We start from the raw sequence: 15,989 nt of genomic DNA, 5'->3' as shown, positions 1-15,989 counted from the left end.
CGTCTAACAACAGGTTTTTCCCAAAGTGAAATTTTGGTGAAACCGATTGAGCAAAAACGAACTTTACCCAATCGGATTTGCGAGCTTAACCAAGTTCCAATACCAAAAAAAGCAAATCAACCAGTTAACTGCATAATATGAATTTCAAAAGACTTCTTGCTTTCATTTAAAGCGTCTAATAGCGGACGAACATTTGACTGATGTTTCTTTCCAGAGAACCGCGTGATTGCGTTTATTCCTGTGTTCAGGGTCCCCTGAAATTTCCTAAGTGTCTTAACATCTCTTGTTCGCGAAGCGCCGGAAATCAGAACCTGGAACACTTTTGACGCCTCGGCTCCGAAAACGATGCCCGCCTTAATCGGTGCCTCGAAAGCATTCAGAAGGAATCGGAAATCACCGCCAGAGCAAGTTATGTAGCCCTGAAGTGCCCTGCTAAGCCAGTCCAATGTCATGGACTGATCAATTTCATTAGCTGAATCCGCGAAGTGTAGGGCCCATGAATAGTGAAGTACTGCGTCCGCATACAACCTCACTTTGTCTGGGTTGTCCGTGCCAGAAATTGAACGTGCCTGCGTGGATTTGCATTCACCAATCTTAGATGAAAATTCAGAGCGGTGTCTGCTTGAGTACTTTGGGTTGTCTACTACAAGCTGGCAGACCTCGATCGCCTCAGCGAAGCGATATCCAGATTTTCTTTCCGCATGATACCATGCACGGAGCATAAAAATATCGTCAAAACCAAAATTCGATGCGGAACGAAACAAATCTCTCGCTTTCACTAGGTCGGCGGAACTAGCTTGCACCAATGCTCTACCATATATCGCCATGAACTTGGGATTCACTCTAACGGTATCGCTTGCATCTAGCCCGTTAGAGAGAGATACCACCGAGTCATATTGCTTTGATCGCAAAAGATGTTCGGCTTTCGAAATGATTGATGCTTCCCGAGGAGTCGAAGTGGCTGTGTCTTTTCGGAAATGGTCGATAGCGCGGCAGATAGCCGGGAAGTATGGGAGACGCTCTGAGTACGCTCGAACAAATCCAGCTGCAGACGGAGACAAACTATATGCTGTTGTCCCGTCTTCGGCGCTTGAAACTTTCAAAAAGATGTTTGCCGTTTCGTTTATGGCTGACCGGATTCCTTCAGTTTCCATTGTGTTCGTAAGGGCGCAAATTGAGTCGAAGCTTAGTGGACGTTCATACTGCATAAGAGTTGCGAGAACCTGTCGGCTTTTGCCTTTCGCAGATAGCTTTTCGTATTCCCGCTGGTACAGGTAACTGCGAGCGGCATCCCCCCCTCTTTCGCGAAAGTCACGTATTGCCTGTTCGTAACTACTGCCGTTTGTTCTTAACCCAATTATTGTTTCAATAAGCAGAGGCAAGCGGGAGCTTTCCAACACCAGCTCGACTAGTTGAGCTGAGTTAGGCCGCTCGGTATTGAAGAGCTCACAGCAAGCGTCTACGAATGCTGGTACCTCCGTTTCTTCGTCTAATCCAGGGACGGGGATGGCTGCGTTCATTGCATATGAGGCGTCGTTTCGCAAAGTGTAGACGATTTTAACAATCTTCTGGGCCTGGCTCGAAAGGAGAAACAAGTCTTCTTCTCCAGTGTCCCGTCCAGCACGGCTCAATGCGTCTATATCGTCGATTACAATCAAGCCGTTAAAGCTGTCGAACAGTAACTCAATTTTTTCCAGCAAGCTTTCGCGGCTTTGTCCTTCCAAATTAGAAGGCTCCTCGCCGCCAACGTTGGTCAATATCAACTTGAATAAGCCCTCGGCGTCTTCAAATTGACGTAGACTGTACTTTTGTTCTACTCCAGACCTAACGTCTAGTTCTGTTTCTTTCGCTGAGACAAATGCAACAAAGTCAATAGTTTCAGAATTTCTTAACTTGAGGCCAGTCCAATTTCGAGCAACTTGGTCCATAAATTCATAAGCTAGAGTGCTTTTTCCAGAGCCTCCAGCCCCCGATAGATAGATTCTAGGTTTCTTATCTATCAGCAGCCAATCCCAGAGTTTAAAGGCTAGAAAATCTCTACCAATGAACGTTGGAAGCGTTGAAGGTGATGGCGGGGCGTAATACTGCAATCCGATAATGTCCTCACCTGACTCATCACTAAGTATTTCCCGACGTGAGAATAGAATTGGGTAATGACGGCTGTTTGCAACTTTGGCTTCATGACGTTCTCGAATATAGGTATTACCTTTTAATATTTGCCCGTAATTCTTGTGTGCGACCGCCGGACGAGTAGTGCTCCTCCTCGGCACTAAAACTGCAATAATTTTCGCGGGCATTCCGCCTACATTTACATTGTAACTTTTTTTAATAATTTCTATGTTGTTGCCAAATATTTCCGAATAGAGGGCATTATATTTTTCCACATCAAATTCACCTTCCACTCCAACTGGTTTGAAATCCACATCGCGAATCCCAAACAATATCAAGCCTCCATACATATTGTGAAATGCTGCGACTAGCTTAAGCAGCCCCGATCGATAATTTAAATCTCCTTCAGCAGGGAGGTGTTCTTTATAATCGAGCAATGAATTTTCTTGTATCTTAAACTGATCATGCCTTTGATCGTAAATTTCCCCAAAAAGCTCATCAAAATCTGACGGCAAGCTCTCATCGCATATCGCCTTGAAAAGGTTTTTATTTTCTTCTTTCATTACTCGTCGTCCGAAGGTCCATATTCCATGCAAGCCAATCTCGGTTGTGCTGAACTTGGGGTCAAGCCGAAGTTTGCGAACGGGTCTGCAGGAACTTCTCTGTCCACCTTATACGCGGCTGAGTGTCGTGTTTGGGCTGAGGCGGTGTTAAAACTCCGGCACATGAGCTCTCTCGTCGCGCTCGTTTTAGGCACCTGAGCAAAAGCCCTCTCAGAATTGCGAGAGGACGTACGTAGAGGCTGTTTTCGGCATATTTCGCCGGACCGTCAGAGTTTTCACACAGCCTCGGCTCGAGCCAGACATTCAACTTTCTATGTTGGATGTCTGGTTACGGTTTTCGGTGGCTATGAAGAAAGACTTTACCCGTGCTGCGAGGTGTCCCACCAATGCGGTAGCATTAGTTGATGACCAAGGGCGGTCGCGTCAACGCGTTCTTTCCCAGGTCCAGATCGCGTAATCCAGTTGCCGAGGAGTCCAAGCGAAACCGCGCTCAGCCAGTTTGGTAATCGCATTCTGCAATACTGATCTGGCAAACTCCGGCGTGACCCGCTCGGGTCTCATGTTCGCCGCCTTTGCGACGTAGCGCTGAACCATCCGGTCCGGTTTAATCAGGTTGTCGTTGCCGGCGAGCATCCGAAAGTAGTCGAATGAGATTCCGCTGCCCTGGCCCGGGATACGGCGGACCTGCTTTTCGATCATTGTAAGACGGGTTTCGGTCATGTCCCCAAAATCTTCGATCCCGTTTGCCTGCAATGCTTCAGCATACTGGCGAACTGCTTCGGCCTTCAGAATGCCTGAGCGGGTGGACGTGTGCTGTCGATTACCGAAGAGGTCATCGGCCATCTGGTCCGGCGTCAGGCCATCAAACAGCGCCAGAAACTCACTGATGGTGTGCTCGCCGGTTGCGCGAGGCGCATCCGGCGCCAGCGACTTCGTCCAGCCCTGGCGTTCGCAAAACCGGGTCACCGTGTTTGCGGTAGAGGTGTATGTGACGCCAATCGAAAACACCGCATCGATTACACAAAGGGGCAGGGAGGCGTAGAAGAACTCCGCGGGCAGGGGCAGCGGCTTCAGCCCGGTTTCGATGATGTAATCAGCGAGCTGCTTTGTCTGTTTCTCAATGGTAGCGTCAGGTCTTCCCGCGGTTGTCTCTGAAATCAGCATATCAATTCCCTTGTCGTCGATCAGTGACATCGACAAATGCTCGCTGCAAGATGGAAGTCAACATAAAATGTCACTGATCGTCTGTAGACGGATTGGCGACATCCCGTGCCTTTGGGGGCCATGGATGTTCGTAACCGTCTCAGTGGAAACATGCGCCGTCTGCGCCGGTCGAAAGACTGGTCGCAGGAAGAGCTTGCGCATCAGTCCGGCATCCACAGAACATACATCAGTGACCTCGAACGCGGAGCCAGAAATCCCACGATAGAAGTGGTGGACAAGATAGCTGTCGCGCTGGGCGTACCCTGCGGCGAGCTACTGGACTGAGCCGAAGCCGAATCACGTCAGGGTTGAGAGGCCGCGGTAGGGTCCTGAGTGAACCGTTTGCCCGGCGCGAAATCACGGCAAAACCGGCCTGAATGTCATTTTTTGTATAAGCCATTTATAATTTAGGCTTCTCTACCAAAAAAACTTCTTGAAATTCCCACCGAACTTTCCTTTCTGGTGTTCAGCAAGACGCATCCATCGGGTGATCTTGCCTATCAACGGAAGCTGGCTGGTTTGCTGAACCTGCCGGATGTCGGGCTCAGACCCGGCAATTCCGTAAGCGCTCATGAGGCTGCTTACGCATCAACGGAGTTAAGCGGTGACTATCACCGCATGAAATTTCGAAGCCGCCGGATGGTCCGGAGGTAAATGGTGTGTGAGGAGTACTCTGATGCATGCTTCAAAACTGGAACTGCAGGTTCCTAAAATGCCGGTGACAAGCCGGTGGAAAACTGAGCAGGTTTCTCCAAAGAAACTTGTGGACTATGGTCGCGAATACATGCCGCTTCACAGTGGCGAGCAGATCAAAGTGATCGCTAATACGATCCGTGAATTTGGTTTTGCTCTGCCAGTTGTGACAGATGGCCGGGACTCCATTATCTGGGGGCCTGGCCGTGTGAAGGCGGCAATAAAACTCAGGTATTCGACGATTCCGACTATTCCACTTCAGTGGATGACCGAGCAGGAAAGGCGCCTGCTGAGTATTGGCATGATCCGCTTTGCCCGTCTCGGAAACTGGTCGCCGGAGATCCTGGATCTTGATGTGCGTGGCCTGAGGGAAACGGAGCTGAACACTGAATTCAAGATCAATGGTGGCTTCTGTGACGCGCGTGGAAACATTTACTATCCGAAGCTGCGCTAAACAGCCTGACCTGAACAAGCGTTAACTTTTTTGCTTGTTCACACGCAAAGCGAAGTGATCGGTGGGGGGCCTGCCGATCTTGTGCCGGAAGAGTCCGGCCCTTTGCAGGGATCTGTTGATCCGGCCTCTTCCTGAAACAGCGCAGACCGGTTCTCCGAGCAGAGATCCGATCTCTGTCAGGGCGAGCCGGCTGCGCGCATTTGAAAGGCCCCATAATGGCTGACATTAAATCTCTGCCGGAAGAAACCCGGCTGAAGATCGTCTATCGCAAAACGGATGATCTGATCCCCTATGCCGGCAATGCCCGGACGCACAGTGACAAGCAGATTGATCAGATCGCAGCGTCGATCCGACAGTTTGGCTTTACCAATCCTGTATTGATCGACGAAAAAGGCGGCATTATTGCCGGCCATGGTCGCGTCGCAGCAGCTAATCGACTTGGCGCTGTCGAAGTGCCGACGGTTGAACTTGCGCATCTGTCGGACGCAGAACGGCGTGCCTATGTCATTGCTGACAATAGGCTGGCTGAACTGGCCGGCTGGGATCGCGACATCCTGAAAATAGAATTCCAGGCGCTGGAAGAGCTGGAGCTGGATTTTGATCTGGAAATCACCGGCTTTGAAACAGCCGAACTGGATTTGTTGCTGGATTACGATGATGAAGAAACAGCGGACCCGGCTGATGAGGTGCCGGAACCGGATGCAGAGCAGGCAATCACGAAGCCCGGTGACGTCTGGATGCTTGGCGCGCACAGGCTGATCTGCGGCGATGCGCGTGATCCCGAGACATATGCAACGCTGATGGGCGACGATCGCGCTCGTGCTGTTTTTACCGATCCGCCCTACAACGTCAAAATTGATGGCCATGTCTGCGGCTCCGGTGCCGTGAAGCACCGTGAGTTTGCAATGGCTGCCGGCGAGATGGATGCCAGCGCCTTTACAGCCTTCCTGGACGCATCGCTCGGCGCTATGGCAGGTGTCAGCATCGACGGTGCCATTCATTTTGTCTGCATGGACTGGCGCCACATGCCGGAACTGCAGGCAGCCGGATCCAAAACCTATTCAGAACTGAAGAACCTGATTGTCTGGGCCAAGACCAATGGCGGTATGGGTACGTTTTATCGATCGAGACATGAACTGATCTATGTCTGGAAAGTCGGATCCGCTCCCCATCTCAATACTTTTGGCCTTGGTGAGAAAGGCAGATACCGGACGAATGTCTGGGGTTATCCTGGCGTGAACAGCTTTGGCGGAAATCAGAAAGATCTGGAACTGCATCCAACTGTTAAGCCTGTGGCGCTGGTGGCTGATGCCATCAGAGATGTCACGCGGCGCGGTGATATCGTGCTGGACGGCTTTGGTGGTTCCGGTACAACCCTGATTGCTGCCGAGCGCTGTGGCCGAAGAGCCCGCCTGGTGGAGCTCGACCCGATCTATTGTGATGTTATCTGCCGCCGTTTTATGGCGTAGACAGGGCAGCAAGCCGTTCTGGCCTCCACTGGTGAGACATATGCTGAGATGGCCGCTCATCGGTCTGTAGAGGCTATGGCGCCGGCGACGGAGGCTGCAGAATGAGTGATCAGACCAAAACTCAGGTGGGCTATATGCGCCCGCCTGAACACAGCCGTTTCAAAAAGGGAAAATCCGGAAATCCAAAAGGCCGGCCCAAAAAACAGGAAGACATTCTGTCTCTGACGCAAAAAGTGCTGAGGCGCAAAGTCAGGCCGAAGGGTGCAGAGAAACAGATGCCAATCAGCGAAGCCCTGATCCGCAAACTGCGGGAGCTGGCGCTGTCCGGTGACCGGCGTGCCATGGACCTGCAGCGGCGTATCCTGGAAGAAGCCGGTGCCGCCCGGGCTGCTGAGTTTGATCCGAAGGAGAAAAAGCAGCGGATCCTGGATGCGCTCCGTAAGATGGGTGTTAATGTCATCGACGATGGAGGTGGAAATGCCTGACACCTACGACATCGGCTATGGCAAACCTCCGAAATCCGGCCAGTGGAAAAAAGGTCAGTCTGGCAATCCTAAAGGTCGGCCGAAGACCCGTTCCGATCTGATGAAAGACGCTGCAGCGATCCTGTCAGAGCCTGTTGCAGCCCGCACACCGGATGGCCGGACTGTGTCGCTGGACGGATATGAAGCTGCCTACCTGGCGCTCTGCAAAAAAGGTCTTAAAGGTCATGTGCCGTCCCTGATCAAAGCGATCAACATCATGCTGGAGGTGCAGCCGGAAATGGATGCCAGAGAAAACCAGGACAAACAGCGCCGCGAAGAGATACTCGCCAGGCTGGAAAAAATGGGTGTCGATGTCAGTGGTTCCAGGCGCGTATCTGCGGATACCAGCTGAAAGGTTACGCCACTGATTTTAGCGTCCAGACAGGGCCTGGATCAGGGGCGGCGGTGTTATACCTGTCGCCCCTGTCGAACATAGTCTCAGGGGGGTGTCGACCGGGTATCAGCGATTCCGGCCAGTCAGCCGCTCTATGGCCCGTATGCGGGCGTCAGCGTGGTTCAGCAGGGCCTGAATGGACCGTATCAGCTCTTCGGCCTCTTCCGCACTTATCTGCGGGCGCTGGCCCTTCAGGGCCAGCGAGGCCGCATCCTCCAGATTACCGGTCAGCTTCGCAAAAACAAAACTGAGCTGTTCCCGGGTTGCGTCGTCCATGGCGGCAGTACCGCTTGCCGGGCCATGAAAGTCGAGCGAATTCTGCGCCACGATTGGATGTATCGCAAAAACGCAACTTTCATCCTGCCGGTGGAAAAGTCTTAATCTGCGTTAACTTCAGATTCACTTCAATGTTTCCAGAATGTTCTTGCTTCGCGGGACTCTGGCCGCCATAGTGACAAAAAAATTCCCCGCGAATATCTGAAGCGCGGGAGCAGAGGGCGAGCAGAATGACCGAATTTGAATTGTTGTTGCAGAAAACCGGCCATTCGGTTTCTGAGGCCGCGGAAATCCTGGGTTATTCGGAGAGTCACATCTATCGCTGGAAACGCGGAGAGGAAACCCCGCGTGAGGGGGTCATGAACCTGCTGCGGATGGAGGCCGAGGCGCGTCAGCCTGATACCTCCGGCACGGCTTTTTCGTTCATTGACCTGTTTGCCGGTATCGGGGGCCTGAGAAAGGCGATGGAGAGCGCGGGCGGGCGCTGCGTATTTACCTCGGAATGGGACAAATACGCCCAACAGACCTACGACGCCAACTTCGCGGATAACCGCCCCATCGCGGGCGACATCACTCAAATCGAGGCCGAAGACATCCCGGAACATGATGTTCTGGTCGCGGGCTTTCCCTGCCAGCCGTTTTCGATTGCAGGGGTGTCAAAAAAGAATGCACTGGGCCGCGCCCATGGCTTTGACGATGAAACTCAGGGCACGCTGTTTTTCGATGTGCTGCGGATCCTGAAACATCACCGTCCGGCTGCGTTTATGCTGGAAAACGTGAAAAACCTGCGCAGCCACGACAAGGGCCGGACCTTTGAGGTCATCACGCGTAAACTCCGGGACGAGCTGGGCTACTACGTGCCCGAGCCCCGGGTGATTGATGCAGCCCACTTTGTGCCTCAACACCGGGAACGGATCGTTATTGTGGGGTTCCGTGAGGAGGTACCGTTCAGCTTTGATGATGTTGCTCTGCCGGCACGCGGAGCGCGCCGAATGCGGGACATTCTGCATCCGGAGAACGGTCTCGAGAATCCTGAAGGGCATTTCACGCTCGGCAATGACGCCACTGTCAGCGACAAATACACCCTGACCGACAAGCTTTGGAAATACCTGCAGGACTATGCAGCCAAACACAAAGCCAAAGGCAACGGGTTTGGCTTTGGTCTTGTTGACGGCGACAGCATCGCCAGAACTCTGTCCGCCCGCTACTACAAGGATGGATCGGAAATCCTCGTCAGCCGGGGTGAAGGCAATAATCCCCGCAGGCTTACACCGCGCGAGTGCGCTCGTCTGATGGGGTATCCGGAAGATTTCCGGATCCCTGTCTCTGACACCCAGGCTTACAAACAGTTCGGTAACTCAGTCGCTGTGCCGGTATTTGCCGAGGTGGCGCGGGTTATGGAGCCGCATGTCCGCGCAATTCTGGAAAGGCAGGGGACGGCACCTGTGCGCAAAGCTGGCTGACGTCCACGACCGGCAAACCCGCAGCCGTAATATGGCGGCAATCCGGGGTGCGGATACCAAGCCGGAACTGATCATCCGGCGCGGGCTTCATGCCCGGGGATATCGCTATCGCCTGCACGACCGCAAACTGCCGGGACGGCCGGATCTGGTGCTGCCAAAATATCAGGCCGTGATCTTTGTAAACGGGTGCTTCTGGCATGGTCATCAATGCCCGCTGTTCAAATGGCCAAAAACGCGTGAAGAGTTCTGGCGGGACAAGATCGGCGGGAATGTGGAGCGGGATCAGAAAAACCATGCTGCCCTGCGGGAAGCGGACTGGCGCGTGGCAATCGTGTGGGAATGCGCCCTGAAGGGAAAAGGCAGGCGAAACGTTGCGGATGTGATTGACACGCTCTCGCAATGGTTGTCCTGTGGCGACGCGGAGCTTGATATTGAGGGGCTCCGGTAGCCATTCAGGGAGCAGTACTTGTCCGGGCACGGTTTTCTGTCGAAGTATTTTGTTGGTGCCGGTGCAAAAGTCCTGCGCGGCACGGAAGTTGACCCCAAAGTCTCCCATGGCCATGAGTTCCAGGGCGTTGATGTGTTCCGGGCGTTTGTCGGAACCCCGGAAGATCGGGAAAAGATCCCGGTTACTTACATCTGGATCGACGACAGCGGGGATGACCCCGTCAGGCTGAACCTGACCGGATCCTGGTACAACAGCCGGAAGCGGCAACCACATCGGACCGCGGAGTACAGGTTGTACTATCCGGCGGCTTCGGAGCCGGTGGTCTATCGCGCGTCTGCCGGAGACACGCTGTTTCTCTGCATGACTGCCGAACGTCACGTACTGGCCATTCTCTGCCCGGCTGGCAGTTCAATCGAGCAACAGCTCCTGTGGTTGTTTGGTCTGGCTCTGACCGGGGGCTATGAGCTGAGCCAGCGCGACATTGGTAGTGAGGGCGGCAGGGATGTTGATTTTGCTGCCCGGATCATTCTGGATGCTCTGGGCATTGAGCCGGAAGACGTTGAACCGCGTGCCTTCGAGCGGCTCGTTCGCAAGTTTGGTCTGGCGTTCCCGTCAACTGCGAAATTCTCAAAGTTCGCGCGAGACAGCCTGACCGGTGTTGATCCCGTTGGATCCCCTGATGAGGCCCTGCTGGCCTGGATGGAGCATGAAGAAGCGCTGTTCCGTTTCATGGAACGCGAGATCGTCGCGGACCGGTTAAAGACCGGGTTCTTCGATGAAAGTGGTGCCGATGTAGATGGCTTTCTGAAGTTCTCTCTTGGGGTCCAGAACCGCCGCAAGTCACGAGCCGGCTATGCGTTTGGTCATCATACTGAGGCCATTCTTCAGGCTCACAACCTGCGCTACAAACGTGAAGCTACAACCGAAAAACGCAATGCCGCTGACTTCCTGTTTCCGGGCGAGGAAGAGTACGCAAACACCAGCTATCCCGAAACCGGCCTTACGATGCTTGGAGTGAAAACGACCTGCAAAGACCGGTGGCGCCAGGTTCTGGCTGAAGCCAACCGGATTTCCGAAAAACACCTGCTGACGCTCGAGCCTGCGATTTCTCGCGCGCAGACAACAGAAATGCAGGCACAGAACCTGCGCCTTGTTTTGCCACAAGGGCTGCACGGGACTTATCACGCGGACCAGCAACCCTGGTTGCTGAGTGTCACCGGCTTTCTGGATCTGGTGCGGGAGCGCGGATCCGGAGATGTGTTGCTATGACGGGTTCTCCAGAAGTGCTCAACGCCGGATAAACGCGAGATTAGTGGGATCCACAACGCGGTTCTTGAACTTTCCCTTACTCCGGGAACAGGTAAGTGCTGATTTCGGTGATCAGCGGCTCTAAAAACAGCATACGGGCTCGGAAATCATCATCGGCCTTGTTTGCAAAATGCCTGGCCATCGGCCCCTTGCCTATCTGTTCGAATTCTTTCTTCACGAAGATCGCCCAGTCGTCGTGCAGGTGGGCATCCAATGTAGTCTCAGCGTTCACGATCTGGTTGTTGAGTTGGTTCGAAATCACGCTCGGGACGTCCCTGACCTTTAGGTGCCCGCGATCGTCGGCCCACACCCATGCCTCCCTGTCGTATAGGCATTCAAGAACGACCGGCACCCGGAACCCAGCCTGAAGCACGGGGATCAGATGTGGTGGGGTGGGTAGCTTGAAGCACTTGGCCGACTTGATGTTGTCGGGGACATCATTCCAGTTCTTGAGAGCGGTTTTCGCTTCCGGGTCGAGGTCCAAAAGACCCGCTGAGTTGGGCAGTTCAGGATGGTGCTTTGCCCGGCTTCGCCATGATTGGAGCATATCGATTACATAGTTAATCCCGGCCCCGACCTTGGTCTCGACATCGATGTCAGCAGCTCTTTCTGGTGCAAACACGCTCAGAGCCTTATCGATGATGAGTTTGTCGGACTCTCCCTCGACGAAAATTTTTCGGCGGTTGGCCTGGGCAAGCCGTTCTACCTCAGTACGTGCTTGCTCCTGACGTCGCACCCTATCTTCCAACTCGGTTACCATGGGTGCGAACAGAGCCGTGGTTCCCATCCGTTCATCAAGATCGCCAAGTTCGGTGACCTGCTTGGTCCCTTCCTCATCCCCTTTCCGGAAGATGTGGTGGCAGGAAATCCGGTTTTCTCCTTCGTCCTGCTTGCGGTGCAAATTGTAGAAGACCGGGGAATGTGTCGTCAGGAAAATTTGAGAGACCCCGTGGTCAATGAACCCCCAAAACTGATCGGCGAGCTCAACGCAACTGGACAGTTCCAGATTGTTCTCCGGCTCTTCGTACCCCCATATGAACGTATGCGGCTGAGCACCCCGTACCTGAAGACCACGTTTTTTGTCGGCCATGAACTTGAGGATCAGTGGGATATGGCGGGCCTTAATCCCATCGCCTCGTGCATCGAGCGAGATATCTTGGCCTTCGCTAAGGAAATCAAGACTCTCGAAGATATGACTGAGATCCTTGGGCAGTGCCAGGCGGGACCGGAAACCGAGAGCGGCTGTGATCTGGGTTGTCAAGTCTTCAAGCTGGTGGGATATTGATTGTTCGAAGTCTTGGCTTGAATTCCGGAATTCTCGGTCGGCTACTTCGGCAATAACATCGTAGATGCTGGCCCGGAGTTCTGAGAAGTATTCTAGGTCTTTGATAGCGGGCACATAGACGAAATTGATGTTTCGCAGCAGTGCGTGAACGTTGGACTGCTTTGGGATTTTGATCGTTTCGACACTGGTTCCGCCCCGTGGACCTGCCACCCGCCGTCGCCCTGAGTATTCGTCATAAACGAACCCCTCGGAGCGCCACCGACGCTCCCAGACCACGTAGTCGCCGTTTGTGGCTCGATACGACTCGGGCATCGTGATCTCGAGCTTGATAGACACTTCTTTGGCTCGCCGGTTAGGGGTGTTGAACACGTTGTGATCGACCTCGAAGTCGAGATCATCCGTGGGCATGGTCCGGCCATTGAAGAACAAGTTCAGGGCTCTGAGGACGTTCGACTTACCAGAGTCGTTCTTGCCTACTAAGACCGCCAGTTTGCCTGGCGACAATGACAGGTTCCGCACCGAGCGAAAGTTCCGAATTTCGATTTTGGTGATATGTAAGCCCATTAACCCTCTGAAGGACTGATGTAATTGATTTAATTATGTTGGATGACATGCAAATGACGCGCAAGTCTAAGTTGTTCTGCTGTTTAACGAGAAAATACAAAAACTCTGTGTTACAACGGCTCGGGTTAGTGGCTTCGATTTGGCCCCTCATTACACGAGTGACTGGCATCGGGAAGGTCTCATTTTTTGTGCGCAACTTTATTTTTGAAACTACTATAGGTCGGTCACAGACGATGCTTGCCTCACTATCGTTGTCGATTGAAGCATTGCCTGGGCAAAAACTGACCAAGGTTTTGCGTCGACGCCGGACAAAAGAACGCCTGTTTCGATTGTGCTCTCGAGTGATGCCTGCAGCAAGTTTGCCGAACCAATATAGGCCCTAGTATCGTCGCCAACAAAGTATTTTCCGTGGAACGTTTCTCGTTTTCCGCTTGGAAGCTCCCGGCAATAGGTGAAGACAGAAAATCTGGGCGACAGTGATCGGCCCAGACCATGCGCTTCTGCCTTTAATATGGAATCGTACGTACGAACGATAAGGTGGCACTTTGAGCCAATGGGCACAGCTTTCACAATTTCATTCAAGGTATCGACACCTGTGGCATCGATAAATGGAGTGGCGACAAAGAAATCATTCTTTGCGTCTCGAGCGACTTTCAAGAAGGCATCTATTGTTCGACCCAAGGTGGCTCGCTCGACACCTCGACGGCGAATACTCTGGGCGATGTCATATTCATTGTTGGGAAGCGTAATAACAGAGACTGGTTCACTGGCAGATTGAGCAGATCGAAGGCCGATCCTGGCACCTTCGATGGCCCACCTTAAGCTTGCCAGCGATTCCTCCGGCCACAAAACTTCTTGTGCTTGATCGTTTCTTGAGATGACACCATAAGACACTAAAATCTGCTTCAGGGCGAGAATCTCTGTTCTGGATTTGCTTTTTCCAGCAGTGCGTTCCGCGAGAGATTCGAGAACAATATGCCGACCAGCGTAACGGATCATGACGTCTAAAAGATCGATCGCCGCGACTGCATAGGGCAAGCAGGCAGTTGCGGCATGTCGAATATTCTGAGGCTTTGTCAATTTGGGGCTTTCACGAGAAGTAACCAACAAGTGGTTGTTGGTTAGTATCCCAGGACATTGCTTCTCCGCCTGCAAGAAACGCCCGAGATATGATGTTATTAGCAGCCACACAGCTTACTTCCGGTATCATAATACATGCTGGGCAGGCACCACCTCTATGGTCGCATAGAGTACCCGAGCCGCATCGAAGCGACCGGGGGTCATCCAGTGACAGGAGAACGTCTTGCCCGTGATTACGCCACATTGCGGCGAGATTACCTAAGTCTGGTGTCATACCTTTACGATAGATGACAAAGGCGAGGTCTGCGGAAAAAATCCTTTCGCCAAACGAGCCAAGATCCAACCCACTAAACCGAGAGCAAGCATGAATTAGTTGGTGAGATAGTGTGTGAAGCAGACCGTAAACAAAAACTGGCGCATTGCGCTCTCGACGCCCTGAAGTTTCAGAATAAGCCTCTGCAAATCGTCCAAAGTCTTGGTGAAGTTCAATTAAGCGTCCGCCCAGAGTTTTACCGTTCAAACCCTCCACTGCAGCTGACAATCCATTGTCGAAAAGCCAACGCACGACGCGTGCTTCATCCAGTCGGACATAGAGCGCTTCGTTGCTTTGTCGAAGAGCGTAGATAGGTCTTTTCCGGCTGTCGACGCGCGGGAATCCGCAAAGGCGAACAGGCATAGTCAGGCCTTTTTGCTCCGTCGTCGGTGAAGGCGAAACGCGGCTGTATCCGAAAGAATATTGTAGCATCTTTAGGTTCCGGACGAGCTTGAGGTCGCGAATGCCTAAAGCCTCTTTGCGGGCTGTAATCCCATCCAGATAGGTTCTTCGAACGTCGGTGTCGCCAGGTGGCTGTAGGTCCCTGTCCGGTGCTTCAAGATCCACCACAGGACGAATTGCATCGTTCGAGACAGGTGCATCTATTAGCTCTTCTCGAAGCGCTTGATGCTCCAACCCCAGTCGGATCGGGTCAAATTTTCGCGCAATATGAGCTCTAGTTATTGCTTGCCTTCGTAAATCGGCAGGTGCTTCAGGACGCGTGTCTATCCAACCCTTGGTTTGCGCCTCTTCGCGGAAAGCATCCAATTTTGGCTTTAGGAGGTCACTTGCGTTGGATTGGCCGTTTGCTTCAAGTGTCTTGATCGCGTTCAACGCATCTAGAATTCTTGCCGCAAGTTCGGATGAACCAGGTTGATTCACTGCCTGAAGTATCTGAACGATCGATTCATCGTCTTGTGAGCTTGATGGGTAATCATAAAGGACTAAAAGCGCCTCTAGAAGTTCTTCGATTTTGTCTTCTGCCAACAAATCAATATGGCGCGTCGTTTCATAGGAAATCATCTGTTCAGATTGAACATAATAGAGGCTGTTCGCGCGATAAGAGACGGGAAGCATATTGATTTCCCTAAGCGTCTCGCCGGGTTCCTGTGCGTAGCGGTCCAGAAGCCACCTCAGCGTGTTTTCGTCCTTCTGGCGAAGCTCTCTTCGCTCGCCACAATGGCAATAGAAGTACCAATCACGAAACTTTCCTGAGCGCCCTTTGTGGAGTTTGAACTCACACTTCTGCGCCGCGTCACACCGTCCTGGAAACTGTTGGGTGATTTTTCCATTCTTGGTATTAATGTCTTTACGATAGGGAGACAAAGGTTCGACACGCCCTGACCAGTGCGCGAAGACAACGTCGATCTGGCGCCATTCGTGTTTTCCATTGATGTCGGCAGTGCAGGGACGAATTTTTTTGAATGCACCTTCGTCATAAGCGAGTTCGGCCAGTGTTGCTTCATGAACGACTGAACAATTGCGGCAGACCAACATCAAAGGATCTGGCACATAGGCCATTCTATCTGGGGCGCAAAACTCGAATTTTGACAGCTCAAAGGAGGGACGCTTTTCCCGATCTAAAAAGACTTGTTCATCTAGCGCTTGTTCGGGGGCAACAGGTGGATCTTGACGCATAGTAGCGCGCCGGTGCCAGTTTTGAATAAACTCCAAAATACCTTCACGAACTTGGTTGCGTTCTGCCGGTCTAATCTGAACGTCTGATCGCATAACTGGCACGGATCTGCAGGCACCCGCACCCCCCTCGAATGTAAAGTGTTTATCAGGCGCGTAAGTCGTTGCCATTTGTGTTTGAGAGCGCTGCATCACGGTTTTCGACATG

At 52.7% G+C, this 15,989-nt stretch carries 14 protein-coding genes; 8 read left to right on the top strand and 6 right to left on the bottom strand.

Annotation, left to right across the window (positions count from 1 at the left end):
- Positions 1–116 precede the first annotated feature (116 nt).
- Together MHN28_RS07530 and MHN28_RS07525 are read right to left on the bottom strand one after the other, a co-directional pair.
- Positions 117–2,672 carry an RNA-binding domain-containing protein gene (locus MHN28_RS07530; RefSeq protein WP_239337607.1) on the bottom strand — a complete coding sequence of 852 codons (2,556 nt, stop codon included), beginning with the start codon at positions 2,670–2,672 and terminating at the stop codon, positions 117–119.
- Positions 2,673–3,095: 423 nt separating this feature from the next.
- Positions 3,096–3,866, bottom strand: coding sequence for a hypothetical protein (locus tag MHN28_RS07525; RefSeq protein WP_239337605.1), 771 nt, complete (start codon positions 3,864–3,866; stop codon positions 3,096–3,098).
- A gap of 90 nt (positions 3,867–3,956) precedes the next feature.
- Between MHN28_RS07525 and MHN28_RS07520 the strand changes: the two genes are divergently transcribed.
- From MHN28_RS07520 to MHN28_RS07500, 5 genes are all read left to right on the top strand, one after another.
- Positions 3,957–4,160, top strand: a complete 204-nt coding sequence (locus MHN28_RS07520) for a helix-turn-helix domain-containing protein (protein ID WP_239337603.1) — start codon at positions 3,957–3,959, stop codon at positions 4,158–4,160.
- Between the two features lie 391 nt (positions 4,161–4,551).
- Positions 4,552–5,022 carry a ParB N-terminal domain-containing protein gene (locus tag MHN28_RS07515; protein WP_239337600.1) on the top strand — a complete coding sequence of 157 codons (471 nt, stop codon included), beginning with the start codon at positions 4,552–4,554 and terminating at the stop codon, positions 5,020–5,022.
- Positions 5,023–5,237: 215 nt separating this feature from the next.
- Complete coding sequence (locus MHN28_RS07510; protein WP_239337598.1) at positions 5,238–6,491, top strand: DNA methyltransferase; 1,254 nt, start codon at positions 5,238–5,240, stop codon at positions 6,489–6,491.
- A 101-nt stretch (positions 6,492–6,592) separates the two neighbouring features.
- Positions 6,593–6,976 (top strand): DUF5681 domain-containing protein, encoded by a 384-nt coding sequence (locus tag MHN28_RS07505; RefSeq protein ID WP_239337596.1) that lies wholly within the window; start codon positions 6,593–6,595, stop codon positions 6,974–6,976.
- Positions 6,969–7,367, top strand: coding sequence for a DUF5681 domain-containing protein (locus MHN28_RS07500; RefSeq protein WP_239337595.1), 399 nt, complete (start codon positions 6,969–6,971; stop codon positions 7,365–7,367). Before MHN28_RS07505 ends, MHN28_RS07500 begins: the two co-directional genes overlap by 8 nt.
- A 108-nt stretch (positions 7,368–7,475) precedes the next feature.
- Here MHN28_RS07500 and MHN28_RS07495 read toward each other — a convergent pair whose 3' ends face one another.
- A complete protein-coding gene (locus MHN28_RS07495) occupies positions 7,476–7,685 on the bottom strand; it encodes a hypothetical protein (protein WP_239337594.1) in 210 nt (69 codons plus the stop codon).
- Between the two features lie 230 nt (positions 7,686–7,915).
- On the opposite strand from MHN28_RS07495, the gene dcm reads away from it, so the two are divergent.
- Genes dcm through MHN28_RS07480 form a run of 3 tightly spaced genes read left to right on the top strand, consistent with a single transcriptional unit; the run spans position 7,916 to position 10,865 of the window.
- On the top strand, positions 7,916–9,148 hold the full coding sequence (gene dcm, locus MHN28_RS07490; RefSeq protein ID WP_239337593.1) for a DNA (cytosine-5-)-methyltransferase: 1,233 nt from the start codon (positions 7,916–7,918) through the stop codon (positions 9,146–9,148).
- Positions 9,093–9,596: a very short patch repair endonuclease gene (locus MHN28_RS07485; RefSeq protein WP_370645670.1), complete on the top strand. Its 504-nt coding sequence runs from the start codon at positions 9,093–9,095 to the stop codon at positions 9,594–9,596. The genes dcm and MHN28_RS07485 overlap by 56 nt, the downstream gene beginning before the upstream one ends.
- Before the next feature lie 18 nt (positions 9,597–9,614).
- On the top strand, positions 9,615–10,865 hold the full coding sequence (locus MHN28_RS07480) for a type II restriction endonuclease (RefSeq protein WP_239337592.1): 1,251 nt from the start codon (positions 9,615–9,617) through the stop codon (positions 10,863–10,865).
- A 76-nt stretch (positions 10,866–10,941) separates the two neighbouring features.
- Here MHN28_RS07480 and MHN28_RS07475 read toward each other — a convergent pair whose 3' ends face one another.
- The 3 genes from MHN28_RS07475 to MHN28_RS07465 all read right to left on the bottom strand — a co-directional run bounded on the left by MHN28_RS07475 (position 10,942) and on the right by MHN28_RS07465 (position 15,988).
- A complete protein-coding gene (locus tag MHN28_RS07475; protein WP_239337591.1) occupies positions 10,942–12,753 on the bottom strand; it encodes an ATP-dependent endonuclease in 1,812 nt (603 codons plus the stop codon).
- A 213-nt stretch (positions 12,754–12,966) separates the two neighbouring features.
- A complete protein-coding gene (locus tag MHN28_RS07470) occupies positions 12,967–13,833 on the bottom strand; it encodes a phospholipase D-like domain-containing protein (protein ID WP_239337590.1) in 867 nt (288 codons plus the stop codon).
- A gap of 10 nt (positions 13,834–13,843) precedes the next feature.
- Complete coding sequence (locus MHN28_RS07465) at positions 13,844–15,988, bottom strand: hypothetical protein (protein ID WP_239337589.1); 2,145 nt, start codon at positions 15,986–15,988, stop codon at positions 13,844–13,846.
- Position 15,989: the final 1 nt, after the last annotated feature.

This window comes from Ruegeria sp. Ofav3-42, from assembly GCF_022347725.1.
In the GTDB taxonomy this organism is placed as follows: domain Bacteria; phylum Pseudomonadota; class Alphaproteobacteria; order Rhodobacterales; family Rhodobacteraceae; genus Ruegeria.
Note: the sequence above shows the minus strand (reverse complement) of the source record. Positions and strands in the feature narration are given on the sequence as shown.

What these genes read in the sequence shown, in the direction of transcription:
- MHN28_RS07530 (WP_239337607.1), bottom strand. Translation starts at nt 2,672, where the DNA reads ATGAAAGAAGAAAATAAAAACCTTTTCAAGGCGATATGCGATGAGAGC.
- MHN28_RS07525 (WP_239337605.1), bottom strand. Translation starts at nt 3,866, where the DNA reads ATGTCACTGATCGACGACAAGGGAATTGATATGCTGATTTCAGAGACA.
- MHN28_RS07520 (WP_239337603.1), top strand. Translation starts at nt 3,957, where the DNA reads ATGGATGTTCGTAACCGTCTCAGTGGAAACATGCGCCGTCTGCGCCGG.
- MHN28_RS07515 (WP_239337600.1), top strand. Translation starts at nt 4,552, where the DNA reads ATGCATGCTTCAAAACTGGAACTGCAGGTTCCTAAAATGCCGGTGACA.
- MHN28_RS07510 (WP_239337598.1), top strand. Translation starts at nt 5,238, where the DNA reads ATGGCTGACATTAAATCTCTGCCGGAAGAAACCCGGCTGAAGATCGTC.
- MHN28_RS07505 (WP_239337596.1), top strand. Translation starts at nt 6,593, where the DNA reads ATGAGTGATCAGACCAAAACTCAGGTGGGCTATATGCGCCCGCCTGAA.
- MHN28_RS07500 (WP_239337595.1), top strand. Translation starts at nt 6,969, where the DNA reads ATGCCTGACACCTACGACATCGGCTATGGCAAACCTCCGAAATCCGGC.
- MHN28_RS07495 (WP_239337594.1), bottom strand. Translation starts at nt 7,685, where the DNA reads ATGGACGACGCAACCCGGGAACAGCTCAGTTTTGTTTTTGCGAAGCTG.
- dcm (WP_239337593.1), top strand. Translation starts at nt 7,916, where the DNA reads ATGACCGAATTTGAATTGTTGTTGCAGAAAACCGGCCATTCGGTTTCT.
- MHN28_RS07485 (WP_370645670.1), top strand. Translation starts at nt 9,093, where the DNA reads ATGTCCGCGCAATTCTGGAAAGGCAGGGGACGGCACCTGTGCGCAAAG.
- MHN28_RS07475 (WP_239337591.1), bottom strand. Translation starts at nt 12,753, where the DNA reads ATGGGCTTACATATCACCAAAATCGAAATTCGGAACTTTCGCTCGGTG.
- MHN28_RS07465 (WP_239337589.1), bottom strand. Translation starts at nt 15,988, where the DNA reads ATGTCGAAAACCGTGATGCAGCGCTCTCAAACACAAATGGCAACGACT.